At 60.9% G+C, this 12,474-nt stretch carries 13 protein-coding genes; 2 read left to right on the top strand and 11 right to left on the bottom strand.

Features of this window, described 5'->3' with window-relative positions; all coding sequences use genetic code 11:
- The 6 genes from C4S63_RS09925 to C4S63_RS09900 form a co-directional block, all read right to left on the bottom strand.
- Nucleotides 1-278, bottom strand: a 278-nt coding sequence (locus C4S63_RS09925) for a transposase (RefSeq protein ID WP_146063374.1), incomplete at its 3' end; no start/stop codon positions are given.
- 398 nt (nucleotides 279-676) lie between these two features.
- A complete protein-coding gene (locus tag C4S63_RS17640; protein ID WP_369826418.1) occupies nucleotides 677-763 on the bottom strand; it encodes a hypothetical protein in 87 nt (28 codons plus the stop codon).
- A complete protein-coding gene (locus tag C4S63_RS09915; RefSeq protein ID WP_103917458.1) occupies nucleotides 730-1,242 on the bottom strand; it encodes a metal-dependent hydrolase in 513 nt (170 codons plus the stop codon). The genes C4S63_RS17640 and C4S63_RS09915 overlap by 34 nt, the downstream gene beginning before the upstream one ends.
- Before the next feature lie 82 nt (nucleotides 1,243-1,324).
- The gene (locus C4S63_RS09910) at nucleotides 1,325-1,885 is read right to left on the bottom strand and encodes a class GN sortase (RefSeq protein WP_103917457.1); all 561 of its coding nucleotides are present in this window, start codon (nucleotides 1,883-1,885) and stop codon (nucleotides 1,325-1,327) included.
- Complete coding sequence (locus C4S63_RS09905) at nucleotides 1,872-3,836, bottom strand: marine proteobacterial sortase target protein (RefSeq protein ID WP_103917456.1); 1,965 nt, start codon at nucleotides 3,834-3,836, stop codon at nucleotides 1,872-1,874. Before C4S63_RS09905 ends, C4S63_RS09910 begins: the two co-directional genes overlap by 14 nt.
- 206 nt (nucleotides 3,837-4,042) lie before the next feature.
- Nucleotides 4,043-4,711 carry a GntR family transcriptional regulator gene (locus tag C4S63_RS09900; RefSeq protein ID WP_062814990.1) on the bottom strand — a complete coding sequence of 223 codons (669 nt, stop codon included), beginning with the start codon at nucleotides 4,709-4,711 and terminating at the stop codon, nucleotides 4,043-4,045.
- Nucleotides 4,712-4,863: 152 nt separating this feature from the next.
- On the opposite strand from C4S63_RS09900, the gene C4S63_RS09895 reads away from it, so the two are divergent.
- Nucleotides 4,864-6,012, top strand: coding sequence for an alkane 1-monooxygenase (locus tag C4S63_RS09895; RefSeq protein ID WP_062814989.1), 1,149 nt, complete (start codon nucleotides 4,864-4,866; stop codon nucleotides 6,010-6,012).
- A 100-nt stretch (nucleotides 6,013-6,112) separates the two neighbouring features.
- Here the strand turns inward: C4S63_RS09895 and C4S63_RS09890 are convergent, their stop codons facing one another.
- The gene (locus tag C4S63_RS09890) at nucleotides 6,113-6,496 is read right to left on the bottom strand and encodes a hypothetical protein (RefSeq protein WP_103917455.1); all 384 of its coding nucleotides are present in this window, start codon (nucleotides 6,494-6,496) and stop codon (nucleotides 6,113-6,115) included.
- A gap of 139 nt (nucleotides 6,497-6,635) precedes the next feature.
- On the opposite strand from C4S63_RS09890, the gene C4S63_RS09885 reads away from it, so the two are divergent.
- Nucleotides 6,636-6,983 (top strand): helix-turn-helix domain-containing protein, encoded by a 348-nt coding sequence (locus tag C4S63_RS09885; RefSeq protein WP_063509027.1) that lies wholly within the window; start codon nucleotides 6,636-6,638, stop codon nucleotides 6,981-6,983.
- A gap of 322 nt (nucleotides 6,984-7,305) precedes the next feature.
- Here the strand turns inward: C4S63_RS09885 and C4S63_RS09880 are convergent, their stop codons facing one another.
- From C4S63_RS09880 to fmt, 4 genes are read right to left on the bottom strand one after another with little or no spacing between them, the layout of a single operon-like run.
- On the bottom strand, nucleotides 7,306-8,757 hold the full coding sequence (locus tag C4S63_RS09880) for a TrkH family potassium uptake protein (protein WP_062814987.1): 1,452 nt from the start codon (nucleotides 8,755-8,757) through the stop codon (nucleotides 7,306-7,308).
- Between the two features lie 21 nt (nucleotides 8,758-8,778).
- Nucleotides 8,779-10,155, bottom strand: a complete 1,377-nt coding sequence (gene trkA / locus C4S63_RS09875; protein WP_062814986.1) for a Trk system potassium transporter TrkA — start codon at nucleotides 10,153-10,155, stop codon at nucleotides 8,779-8,781.
- Nucleotides 10,156-10,158: 3 nt separating this feature from the next.
- Nucleotides 10,159-11,475 (bottom strand): 16S rRNA (cytosine(967)-C(5))-methyltransferase RsmB, encoded by a 1,317-nt coding sequence (gene rsmB / locus C4S63_RS09870; protein ID WP_369826416.1) that lies wholly within the window; start codon nucleotides 11,473-11,475, stop codon nucleotides 10,159-10,161.
- The gene (gene fmt, locus C4S63_RS09865) at nucleotides 11,453-12,421 is read right to left on the bottom strand and encodes a methionyl-tRNA formyltransferase (RefSeq protein WP_103917453.1); all 969 of its coding nucleotides are present in this window, start codon (nucleotides 12,419-12,421) and stop codon (nucleotides 11,453-11,455) included. Before fmt ends, rsmB begins: the two co-directional genes overlap by 23 nt.
- Between the last annotated feature and the right edge of the window lie 53 nt (nucleotides 12,422-12,474).

Genomic DNA, 12,474 nt, shown 5'->3' with positions numbered 1-12,474 from the left:
CGAATCCCTGCGAAACGGCGCATGGACTCGATCTCATACAAGGCATCTTCCATCGCCGGATCACTCAGGTTGTAGATGATCTGCATGACATGAATGCGAAGCATGCTCGATAGCGCATACGGCGGCCGGCCAGTGCTGCCAGAGGCGTAATAAACAGCAATCGTAGACTCCAGCGCCTTCCAGGGTAGAAGCTGATCCAACTTCTCAAGGAACACTTCCCGCCGGGTCTTGCGCTTCTTGTGTTCGTATTCGGCTTCGGCAAAGGTCAGCTGGCTCATGGCATTCCCGGCAAGTGGCTGATAGAAAGTCCTGATTATGGCAAAGTCGGGGAGTTTTTCAGAGGTTCCCTATGCAGTGACTATGAGGGCTGAGGCCCTGCCAGTCTGATCCGGAAGTGTCTGGATGGTACTGACTTGATGAGCGGTCGGGTAGCGTTGGAGCTTTGCTCGCAAAGCAAAGGGGCTTGTCCATTCTTCAGGGATTCGCTTTGCGAGCAAAGCTCCAACGGAGGTGGTGCCCTCCTGCCTGGTGATTCTTCTCAGGTTTAATCAATCGTCCCCATCCTCCCAAATCGCGCAATCGCGTCACTGTCACCAAAATCTTCTTTCTCAAATATCTGCCGCACTTCAATCTGCCCGATGCCTTCATCGGTGGCCGGGTTGGGAAAGCGTTTTGTTCAGGCCAGGGTTTCTTCGCGGGAGCTGGCCTGTATCAGGGTGTAGCCAGTGATCAGTTCCTTGGTTTCTGTGAAGGGGCCGTCGATGACGATGCTCTTGCCGCCCAGACAGTGATCAATAGCTCAATGAAAAACGACCAGTGCAGCACAAAGTTGAGCCACCAGGGCTGGAAGCGAGCGGGTACGGTGAACAGGGCGTAGGGTTGGTCCACGATGGGGGCCAGCCACCAGATGTCGCCTACTACGCTGTCCAGAAGAATGTGCAGCAAGCCACCTACAGAAAAAATCAGGGCGAGAAAGGGGAGCGGTTTTCTTTTCATCAGGCCCATTGCCAACCAAGAGACACACAGCAGGCCGATCCACAGGATAGGCCAGTGGCTGAGGTATTTGTGGTGGTGGGTCTGGCCGTTGTCGATTAAATAAAAGTAAAGCATGTCCAGATCCGGGGCGACGGCGCCAGCCATAGCGGTGAGGGTGACGGCTCTGGGGGAGACCGGGAGGGTGCGGATTTTTTTCAGCAGCTGGCGGGCCAAAAGGTAGCCGGCGGGGAGGTGGGCGATAAACATGCGAATTCCTTTTATCGTTCAGAGGTTTTTTCTTGAGGCCTTGTGGCTGATGAGCTCGTGGATCGCGCCGCCAGCGACGCTCCTACGGCGTAAGCGTAGCGATGACGACGTAGCGCAGGGGGCCGCCGGGGGTGAGAGCGTCGAAGGGGTAGCACGTAATCAGGATCAGCTGCCGGTCGTTGCGGGGGATCTGTAATGGGTGCGCCTGACTGTCGACGACTTCCTGGCTGCTGACCTGGAAGCGTTGCCTGGCGCCGTCGGCCCGTTGAACGGTGAGCGAATCGCCGTTTTCCAGGGTTTCCAGAAAGGCAAAGTGCGTATCCCGGTGGCCGGCCAGCGTCAGGGCCTGGTCACTGCCGATGCCGCCGGCCAGTCGGCCGGGGCCGAAGGCCAGGGCTTCGCCGCTGGTGCTTTCCAGCACATAGAGGGTTTTGCCGGCGGGGGTGGTGAGGCGTGCCACCGGCCAGGTGTCCGCCCAGGGCCAGGGGCGCTGGGGTACGCCCTGGTCCAGGGTGGTTTGCCAGGCGTGGGCAATCAGGTGCTGGGCCAGCCAGGCTTTTCCGTCCAGCCAGCTGGCCCAGCCTGCCAGTCCCAGCAGAGCCGCCAGACTCAATATCCGCAGGCGGCGTTCAAGCCGTGCCATGGGGCAGCCTCCCTTGGCGCAGCCAGAGCAGCAGGCTGACGATCAGCATCAGGCCGGCCAGCCGCCACAACAGCGGTGCCGGTGTTGCCGTGCCGGGCCAGGCCGCAGGGTGTTGTGTGCCATGGGGTGCCTGGCTGCGAACGGTATCGGGCAGGAGTGGCTCGTGGGCCGGGCGGGACACGGTGTCTTCCACGGCGATAAAGCTGGTGTAGCGGCTGATCAGTTGATGGCGCAGGGCCACGTCGGTGATCTGTGGGGCGATGTCCGCTTCCGGGGTGCCCAGGGTGATACGGTCCATCAGGTCGGCGATCTTGCGTCGGGCCCACAGACTGCCGGTGCCCGGGTGGTTGTCGTTGGCAGGCAACGCCACCTGTTGTTGCCAGTGCCGGTCCCGGTAGCCGCTGACGGTGATCTGGTCCGTGGGGGCTGAGAGTTTCATGGCCACTAACAGTGGCTCGCCGGCGTACAGGTCCGGCAGTTTTTGCGGCCAGTGTTCGGCGACGATGCCGTCCGGGAGCGCTACCTGCAGGTTGCGCATCAGCGGTGACTCCAATCGGCGGAACAGGGTGTCCATGCCCTGCTGTACCTGATTCTGGTCGTTGATGTAGGTAAAGCTGCCGCGGCCGAACTGGGCGGCGCGGGTCATGAAGTGGCTGTTGGGAGCGGAGCCAATGCCCACGGTGAACAGGCGCGCTTCGCCGAGCTGTTGGTGCAGGGCCCGGAAGATACCGTGCTCGTTGCCCACGGCGCCATCGGTGATAAAGATCACCTGGCGCAGGTAGCCGTCGCTGGCTTTCTGGCTCAGGGTGGCGCTGAGGGCGGGTAGCATGTGGGTGCCGCCGCTGGCCTGCAGGCTGTCCACGAAGTCTTGCGCTTGTTGGCGGCTGGCGTCGTTGACGGTGGCGGGTTGTTCAAACAGCAGGGTGTGCTGGCTGTCGAAATCGGTGATGTTGAAACGGTCACCGGGCTTCAGACGTTGCAGTGCCAGTTGCAGGCTGGCCTTGGCCTGGCGCATGGGGGCGCCGCCCATGGAGCCGGAGCTGTCGATGATAAACAGGGTTTCCCGGGGCAGGGTGGTCGCCTGGCCGGTTTCCGGTGGAACCACCATCAGCAGGGCATAGTGCTCGCCGTCGATTTGCTCATAAAAACTGGTGGCCAGCGGTTCGCCGGTGTCTTCCAGTTCCCAGTTGAGCAGCAGGTCCCGGTTCATGGGTACCGGGCCGGCTTTCGGGGTGATGGTGTAGCGCCGCCCGTGGCGTTGCGAGTGGATGGCATGGCTGGGGCTGCCCAGGGTGGCCAGGCGGCTGCCGGCATCCAGATCGATGTGGACCGACGCGGTGCCGGCCTCGGCGGTGCCGCCGGGGTTAGCCACCGTATTGCGCAGCAGGGAATCCAGCGGATGGGGTGTTTCCGTGGCTGGGGTGAAGCGCGGCGTCAGGGTCAGTGGCAGGCGCAACTGAAAGCGGTGCCCGTCCACGTTCAGGGTCTGCTGGAAATGGAGTTCCACCTGCACGGTTTCGCCGGGAGCGATATTGGCCACGGCGGTGGTGAACAGGTTGGGGCGTTGCTGGCTGACCAGGCTGGCTTTCTTGCCGCTGGCGCGGGCCTCCCGGTAGGTCTGTTCCGCTGCGGCCTTCCTGTCGATGCGACCGACGATGCGTCTGTCTCCGATGGTCAGCACCATGCCGTCTACGGCGGCGTTCTCCGGCAGCGGGAACAGGTAGCGCCCCTCGCGAAATTGCTGGCTGGGGTTGTGGAAGCGCTGGGTGAGCGTGACCCGCGCCAGCGGGCCGCTGACGGTGATGTGAGCGTCAGTGTCGAGCAGGGTGGCGGCGGTGATATGTGCCCGGTCATCCGCCAGCAGCAAGGCGCCGGTGGCAGCCTCGTCTTGCCAGTCCGCCCGGGCGGTGAGTGTCAGCAGCAGTAGCGAGAAGAAAAACGTCAGTTTCATGGTGGCCTCCTTGTGATGGGGGCCAGCATGGCAAGCCAACAAGGAGGCTTTGTGGGGATTGTGTGGGGAAGTCAGTTACAAGCTTCAAGCCGCAAGCTACAAGGAAAACAAAGTGCAGTTTAACCGTTGTATGTGTGGCTCAGGGTGAGAGCCTCTTGCTTGCAGCTTGCAGCTTGCAGCTTGCAGCTTGCAGCTTGCAGCTGCTTCTACGCTGCATTACGGCGTTTGGCGATGGCGCGCAGTACGATCTGGTACTGGTTGTCACCGTATTCGCGAATGTCCGCCGCCGCTTCCTCGGCATTGCGGCCCACCACATTGATCAGCAAGCGCTTGAATAGCTGCAGGGACACATCGAATTCAGAGGTCTCTTCCTGCAGGGCAATAAAGGTATAGCGCTTCAGGAGAGGGATCAGGTCGATGATGTCGTCAGCCAGGTAGCGGTTGTTGGCGAAACGTTCCGTGGCCAGCTCCACAAAGCGGAATGCCAGCTGATGGGCGGCGGGTAGATCGTTGCCCTGATAGTGCTGTTCCAGCTGCGGCAGCATCTCCACCAGATCTTCGATCTGGCCCGGCATCCAGTTGCTGGCGGCCTGGCCGGCCAATCGCGACAGCAGCATGAACAGGAAGTCGTAAAGGTCGTGGACTTGCTCGTCGCTCACGTCGCAGACCCGCGCGCCCTTGCGCGGTTGCAGCTCGATCAGATGCTGTTTTTCCAGCACACGAAAGGCCTCACGAAGTGAGTTAGTGCTCACATCGAGCTGTTTGGCCAGCTCGTTTTCCGGCAATCGTGCCCCGGGGGCCAGGGTGCCGGTGATGATTTGCTCGGCCAGGTGCTGGGCAATCTGTTCGCTCAGGCTGACGGCTTTCAACGACATGACAACGGTCCTTTTCGGCTTCGGCGAGAATTATCCTCCGAGGGCATTACTATGTCACTAATTGAGTTGTTTGACAATTCAAGAAATCAGGGATAGTCTGACCGTCACATTGAAGACTGTTACTTTTGGCTTGAACTAGCGAGGTATGAGCCATGTTCGAGAGCATGAATGCTGACGTAATGCTAAAAATGAAAAAATACGGCTACCTGACGTTCTGGGCGCTGATGGTACCGCTGGTGCCGTTCTCGGCCTACGTGGGTGTTGAAAGCGGTACCCAGGACTACTGGGCGTGGTTTATGTACATCTTCATCTTCGGAATTATCCCGATTCTGGATTTCCTGGTCGGCAAAGACCCGACCAATCCCGATGAGGCGGTACAAGTGCCCACCATGAGTGAAGAAATCTTCTACCGGGTGTCCGCCATTGCCATGGGTTTTGTGTGGATCGCGGTGCTGTTCTACGCAGGCCACGTCTTCATGACCAATGACTATGGTTTGCTGGGCCAGATCGGCTGGATCGTTTCCATCGGTACCGTGGGCGGCATCATCGCCATCAACCTGGGCCATGAGTTGATTCACAAGGACCCCAAGGTGGAAAACTGGATGGGCGGCCTGCTGCTGTCCACCGTGACCTATGCCGGTTTCAAGGTAGAGCACGTTCGCGGTCACCATGTGCATGTTTCCACCCCGGATGACGCGTCTTCCAGCCGTTATAACCAGTCTCTTTATGACTTTCTGCCGAAAGCGTTTGTGCGCAACTTCAAGAATGCCTGGCGTCTGGAGAAGGAATATCTGGAGCGTAAGGGCAAAAAGAATTTCAGCATTCATAACGAGCTGATCTGGTGGTACAGCATTTCTGCCCTGTTCGCGGTGACCTTCGGGCTGCTGTGGGGCTGGCAGGGTGTGGTGTTCTTCCTGGGTCAGAGCTTCTTCGCGGCCCTGGCACTGGAAATCATCAACTACATTGAGCACTACGGCCTGCACCGTCGTGTGAACGAGAAAGGTCGCTTCGAGCGGGTGACGCCGGCCCACAGCTGGAACTCCAACTACCTGCTGACCAACCTGGCCCTGTTCCAGCTGCAGCGTCACAGCGATCACCACGCCTATGCCAAGCGTCGTTACCAGGTGCTGCGTCATTACGACGAGAGTCCGCAGCTGCCGGCCGGTTACGCCACCATGTATGTACTGGCCATGATTCCGCCGCTGTGGAAGAAAGTGATGAACCCGCGGGTGGAAGCCTACTACGAAGGCGAGCTGGACCAGCTGTTCCGTGAATCCAAGCGGGTGAACAATATCGCCTGAAGGCAATGACGCATTGCAACGGATCACTGATAGCTGAACCCGAAAGGCCCTGGCATTCGCCGGGGCCTTTTCGGTTACGGGCAATGACTTTGGTAAGGGCCTAGTAACCCAGGGTCTTGTTGCGCAACGCCAGCCACCGCTGGTGAAGGGTTTTCAGTGGGGTAATAGTCAGAGGAACACAGAGTCGCTGTTCGTCCAGGGGGTCAAGCGCGGCAAGCTGGCGTAGCAGCGGTTGCAGGTGGCTGTCTTGCAGGTTTGGCAGCGCTATGAATAATTCGCCCTCCTGCGGTGAGGCAGGGTTGGCGGTCAACATGCGGTTATAGCAAAGCGTATTGCTGCGCCATATCAGCATGGAGACTTGCGATGAGCAGCCATAGGCGTAGACCGTAGTGTAGCGCTCAAGGTCCAGGGTGTGGAGTTCTTGCCGGGCTATGAACTGAGGTCGTGGTGGCACCTTCCGTTGGCCAAACCATTTTCCAAGCATCCTGCTTACCTTGCCTCCGCCTTGATATATCGTGTGCGTCCCTTGCTCCGTCGTGGTTACCGGATGATTTGCGTAATACGCAAAATACTAGGTGCGGATTTGCATGGTGTCAATGCCGACAGCTTTGGAAAATCCAGCCATGACAATCGGCGAGATACTCAAGCGTTACCGTCTGAAGATGGGAGAAACACTGGAAGAGGTGGCTTATCGAGCCGGTACTGATCCCAGCAATCTGTCACGGGTGGAGCGCGGCATGCAGCAGCCTTCTGTTGCGCTTCTGGAGGCGTTGGCCAAATCCCTGGACACTCGCGTGTCTGATTTATACCGGGAATATGAAGAGGCGGCATCGGCTAACCGGGTGGGCGAACCTGCCCCTGCGGGTTGGGAAACCGACATGGGGAAGTTGCAGCGTCACTTCCGTGCACTTGATGAAAAGAACCGCCAATTGCTGATCGATTTCTGCAGGCTGCTTGAGAAGAGCCAGTAGCATGACGCCGTGACACAGCGGATAGCGCAAACCAAAAGCCCCGGCAATGCCGGGGCTTTTGCGTTTCTGCAAAGCCACTGCGGGAGCAGATGCTTGCATCGCGAATAGCGGTGCTTCTGTTAACCACTTCCTGCCTCAAGCGGCCTCATTCGCTGCGCTCACCCTTCGGGCCGCACTTCGTGCGTTACTCCGCTACGCTCCATTCCTACAGCGGTAATGTAGAAAGGTTGGGTGGGCTTTTCCTGGTGGGCACGGCCTTGCCGTTGGCAGGGCTCCCCCCGCGCAACTATTAACTATTCACTGTTAACTATTAATTGCTTTTTCACTGTCGCCAGAACATGGGCGTAAATAGCACCAGCAAGGTAAAGACTTCCAGTCGCCCGGCCACCATCAGTACCGTCATCATCCACTTGGCGCTGTCGGTGATGTTGGCAAAGCCACCACCCACCTGGCCGATACCCACGCCCAGGTTGTTGAGGCTGGCCGCAACGGCGCTGACCGCGGTGGTCAGATCCATGCCGGTGAGGGTGAACAGCAAGGTGAAGATGACCGACAGGGTGATATAGACCCCCACAAAGCCCCATACGGCCTGGAGCACCCGGTCGGGTACCGAGTGGCGGCCAAAGCGCAAGGCGAACATGCCATTGGGATAGATCAGCCGGCGCAGCTCGCGGATGCTGTGGTGGAACACCAGGGCGGCACGCACTGCCTTCATGCCGCCGCCGGTGGAGCCGGCACAGCCGCCGATGAAGCTGGTGAAGATCAGCAGGTAGGGAATAAAGCCTGGCCAGGCGGCGGCGTTGGTGCTGGTCAACCCGGTGCCGGTGCTGAAAGAGGCCACCTGGAAGGCGGAATGGCGCAGGGCGTCATCGGCGGTCACATCCACCTCGAAGGCCAGCAGCCCGACAGTGATGAGCGCGGTATAAAGCAGGAACAGGGTCATGAAAAAGCGGAATTCCGGATCGCGCACATAGGCGATCAATGAGCGGCCCCGCCAGACCGCAAAGTGCAGGGCAAAGTTGAGACCGCCGATAAGAATGAACAGGGTGGCGGTCCAGTCGATCCAGGGGTTGTCCCAGTAGGCCATGGAGGCGTCATGGGTGGAGAAACCGCCGGTGGCCACGGTGCTGAAGCTGTGACAGATGGCATCGAAAATGGTCATCCCCGCCGCCCAGTAAAGGACGGCGCAGGCGACGGTGATAAAGAGATACAGCAGCCACAGGGCTTTGGCGGTTTCGGCGATGCGCGGGGTGAGTTTGGCATCCTTCATGGGGCCGGGAATTTCTGCCTTGTACAGCTGCATGCCGCCCACGCCGAGCATGGGCAGAATGGCCACCGCCAGGACTACCACCCCCATGCCGCCCAGCCATTGCAGTTGCTGGCGGTAGAAAAGGATGGATTTGGGCAGAAAATCAATGCCGGACAGAATGGTGGCGCCGGTGGTGGTCAGCCCGGAAACGGATTCAAACACCGCATCGGTGAAGCCCACCGGCACGTCGTTGCTGATATACAGCGGCAAGGCCCCGATGACGCCCAGCACGGACCAGAACAGGGTGACCACCAGGAAGCCGTCGCGGGTCTGCAGCTCTTCCTTGTGCTTGAAGAAGGGCAGCCACAGGGCCAGCCCGAGGAGCAGGGTGATCACGAACGACACCAGGAAGGGGCCTTCGCTGCCTTCCTGATACCAGTAGGACACGGCGACAGGCGGCATCATGGTGAAGCTGAACACCACCAGTAGCAGGCCGAGAATTTTCGAGATCAGTGCAAAATGCATGCGCTGGCGTGGCCTCGGCCGTTAGAAGAAGGTAAACCCGACCTGGAACAGTTTTTCCACGTCCCGGGTGCGGCGTTTGTCGATCAGGAACAGGATCACGTGGTCGTCCGGTTCAATGACCACATCATCGTGGGCAATCAGCACCTTTTCGCCGCGCACGATGGCGCCAATGGTGGTGCCTTCCGGCAGGTCGATATCCTCGATGGCCCGGCCCACCACTTTCGAGGATTTGCTGTCCCCGTGGGCAATCGCCTCGATGGCTTCTGCCGCCCCCCGGCGCAGGGAGTACACGTTGACCACATCGCCGCGGCGCACATGGCTGAGCAGGCTGCCGATGGTGGATTGCTGGGGCGAGATGGCGATGTCGATATCGTGGCCCTGGACCAGATCCACATAGGCCGGGTTGGAAATCAGCGTCATCACCTTGCGCGCCCCCAGCCGCTTGGCCAGCAGTGAGGCCATGATGTTGGCTTCGTCATCGTTGGTCAGGGCACAGAACACATCGGTGTTCTCGATGTTGGCCTTGAGCAGTTCGTCCCGGTCCGTGGCCAGGCCCTGGAGTACCACGGTCTGGTGCAGTTTTTCACCCAGCCATTCCGCGCGGCCAGGACTGCGCTCAAGCACTTTCACGTTGTAGCGGTGCTGGATGCTCTTGGCGAGTCGGTAACCGATGTTGCCGCCGCCGGCAATCAGGACGCGCTTGTAGTTGTGCTCCAGCCGGCGCAGTTCGCTCATTACCGCACGGATATCGTTCTTGGCAGCGATGAAGAAGACCTCGTCGTCCGCTTCGATCACCGTGTTGCCTTCGGGAATGATGGGGCGGCCGCGACGGAAGATGGCGGCAACCCGGGTGTCCACATTGGGCATGTGTTTGCGCAGCTCGCGCAGCTCGTTACCTACCAGGGGGCCGCCGTAATAGGCACGGACCGCCACCAGCTGTACCCGGCCACCGGCAAAGTTGACCACCTGCAGGGCGCCGGGGTGCTCGATAAGCCGCTTGATATAGTCGGTGACCACCTGCTCGGGGCTGATGATCACATCGATGGGCAGGGCGTTTTCGTTGAACAGCTTGTCGGCGCGGCTGGTGTAGTGGGCGGTGCGGATACGGGCGATTTTCGAGGGGGTGCGGAACAGGGAGTAGGCCACCTGACAGGCGATCATGTTCACCTCGTCGGAATTGGTGACCGCGATCAGCATGTCCGCGTCTTCCGCGCCGGCATCCTTGAGTACCGCCGGGTAACAGCCCATGCCGTGCACGGTGCCGATATCCAGGCGGTCGCCCAGTTCGCGCAGCCGTTCCGCATCGGTGTCGATGACGGTGATGTCGTTGCGCTCGTTGGCCAGGTTTTCGGCCAGGGTGCCGCCCACCTGGCCGGCACCGAGAATAATAATCTTCATGGACTACGCTAGCGCCCCCGATTCCTTGCGCAAACACGCCAGATAGAAACCGTCTGGCCCATGATGTTGCGGGAACAGCTGCCATCCCGCGCTCACCATTGTGGCCCCTTCCGGCCGTGGCGTCACATCCCGGGCCTGTGGCTGGCGTTGCAGGAAGGCGCTGACCTGGTGGTCGTTTTCGTCCCGCAGTACCGAACAGGTGGCATACACCAGCATGCCGCCGGGTTTGAGCAGCGGCCATAGTGCATCCAGCATGCGCGCTTGTAAATCAACCAGTGCAGGAATGTCCGACGCCTTGCGGTGCCATTTTACATCCGGCTGGCGGCGCAGGATGCCGGTGGCAGAGCAGGGGGCATCCAGCAGGATGGCATCGAAGGGGGTGCCGTCCCACCAACTCTGCGGGTCGCTGGCATCGCCCTGCAGCAGAGTGATGTCAGCGTTGAGGCGGGCCAGGTTTTCGCGGATGCGCGCCAGCCGCTTGCCTTCCAGTTCCAGGGCGACCACGTCGGCATCCGGGAATTTCTCACAGAGCTGCCCGGTTTTGCCGCCGGGGGCGGCACAGGCGTCGAGAATGCGGCCGCCAGGCGGGCATTGCAGCACCTCGCCGGGCAACTGGGCGGCTTCGTCCTGGACCGACAGGGCGCCCTGCTCAAAACCGGGCAGCTGGAATACCGGCCGTGCCGGGCTCAGGTAGATGCTCCAGGGGGACAGTTCGCCGGGGCGGGCGCCGTCACCCAGGGCGGCAATGGCGCCGGCCCGCTGCTGCTGGCGGCGATTGACCCGCAGGGTGAAAGGCGGTGTTTGCAGGTTGGCCCGGGCCATGGCTTCGGCCTCGACGGGCCAGTCCTGTTGCCAGCGCTTGAACAGCCAGTCCGGCAGGCTGAGCCGGATGTTGGGGCTGGCGTCGGCGACGGCATCGTCAATCGTCAGCTTGCTGGCCTTGCGCAGAATGGCATTGCTGAGCCCGGCGGCCCAGGGGGCTTTGAGTTTGCGACACAGCTGGGGGTAGGCGTTGACGATGGCGTGGGCCGGGCGGTCGCTGAACCAGAGCTCGTAAAGCCCGGACAGCAGGGCCAGCCGCACCGGTTGGGCGCTGGCTTTGAGGGGTTTGCCCAGTTGCTGGTTGAGCCAGTGGTTGAGGGGCCGAAGGTGCCGGCAGACGCCAAAGCAGATATCGCGCATCAGGCCGCCGTCGGCGCCCTGCAGGGGAAAGTCGCGCAGCACTTCGCGCAGGCTTTCCCCGTCGCCTTTGCCGGGCAGCACCCGGTTGAGGGCGCGTACCGCGGTCAGGCGCGGGTCAGACGTTGTCAATGGAGTCACCCAGCGGTTCGCCGACCTTGAACAGATCCGGGTTGCCGCGAAGCAGGTCGGCCACGGCCATGCGACGCTTGCCGGGCAATTGCAGTTCTTCAAGAGTCAGCACGCCATCGCCGGTGGCCACCTGGATGCCGCTGTCGTCCACGTTGAGGATGTGGCCGGGTTCATCGCTGTCCTGGCCGGGCTGGGGGCTTTCGCTGGCTTTCCAGATACGCATGGGTTGACCGTTCAGGGGTACCCAGCTCACCGGAAAGGGATTGAAGGCACGAATGCGGTTGTAAAGCGCGCGGGTGGGCAAGCGGAAATCCAGCCGTGCTTCCGCCTTGCTGAGTTTGTGGGCGTAGGTGACGCCGTCGTCCGGTTGCGCGGTAGCGTTGGCCAGGTAGTGCTCCAGATCGTTCAGTACGGTTACCAGCAGGCGGGCGCCCTGGGCGGCGAGTCGGTCGTGCAGCTCGCCACCAGTTTCGCTATCGCCAATCGGCAGGCTTTCGCTTAGCAACATGGGGCCGGTGTCCAGGCCCGCTTCCATCTGCATGATGGTATTGCCGGTTTCCGTGTCGCCCACGGTGATGGCGCGCTGGATAGGGGCGGCGCCGCGCCAGCGGGGCAACAGGGAGCCGTGCACGTTTAAGCAACCCAGGCGGGGAATATCCAGCACCGCCTGGGGAATGATCAGGCCGTAAGCCACCACCACCAGGGCGTCCAGATTCAAATCACGCAGTTGCTGGCGGATGTCCTCGCCCTTCAGGTTTTCCGGCTGCAGCACGGGAATCTGGTGGCTTTCGGCCAGTACCTTGACCGGGCTTTGCTGGACTTTCTTGCCGCGCCCGGCGGCCCGGTCCGGCTGGGTCAGTACGGCAACCACCTGGTGGTCACTGTCGAGTACCGCCCGCAGGCTGGCGGCGGCGAAATCCGGGGTGCCGGCGAAGGCAAGGCGTAAGGGTTTCAAGGTGAGCCTCGGGTGGTGGTTGTGGTTCGGATGAGTTGAAAGTTAAAAGTTTA

The sequence above is a fragment of the Alcanivorax sp. DSM 26293 genome, assembly GCF_900107995.1.
Lineage (GTDB): Bacteria > Pseudomonadota > Gammaproteobacteria > Pseudomonadales > Alcanivoracaceae > Alcanivorax.
Note: the sequence above shows the minus strand (reverse complement) of the source record. Positions and strands in the feature narration are given on the sequence as shown.

Excerpts from the sequence above, each read along its gene's own strand:
- C4S63_RS09915 (WP_103917458.1), bottom strand. The coding sequence starts at position 1,242 with ATGTTTATCGCCCACCTCCCCGCCGGCTACCTTTTGGCCCGCCAGCTG.
- C4S63_RS09910 (WP_103917457.1), bottom strand. The coding sequence starts at position 1,885 with ATGGCACGGCTTGAACGCCGCCTGCGGATATTGAGTCTGGCGGCTCTG.
- C4S63_RS09905 (WP_103917456.1), bottom strand. The coding sequence starts at position 3,836 with ATGAAACTGACGTTTTTCTTCTCGCTACTGCTGCTGACACTCACCGCC.
- C4S63_RS09900 (WP_062814990.1), bottom strand. The coding sequence starts at position 4,711 with ATGTCGTTGAAAGCCGTCAGCCTGAGCGAACAGATTGCCCAGCACCTG.
- C4S63_RS09895 (WP_062814989.1), top strand. The coding sequence starts at position 4,864 with ATGTTCGAGAGCATGAATGCTGACGTAATGCTAAAAATGAAAAAATAC.
- C4S63_RS09890 (WP_103917455.1), bottom strand. The coding sequence starts at position 6,496 with ATGCTTGGAAAATGGTTTGGCCAACGGAAGGTGCCACCACGACCTCAG.
- C4S63_RS09885 (WP_063509027.1), top strand. The coding sequence starts at position 6,636 with ATGACAATCGGCGAGATACTCAAGCGTTACCGTCTGAAGATGGGAGAA.
- C4S63_RS09880 (WP_062814987.1), bottom strand. The coding sequence starts at position 8,757 with ATGCATTTTGCACTGATCTCGAAAATTCTCGGCCTGCTACTGGTGGTG.
- trkA (WP_062814986.1), bottom strand. The coding sequence starts at position 10,155 with ATGAAGATTATTATTCTCGGTGCCGGCCAGGTGGGCGGCACCCTGGCC.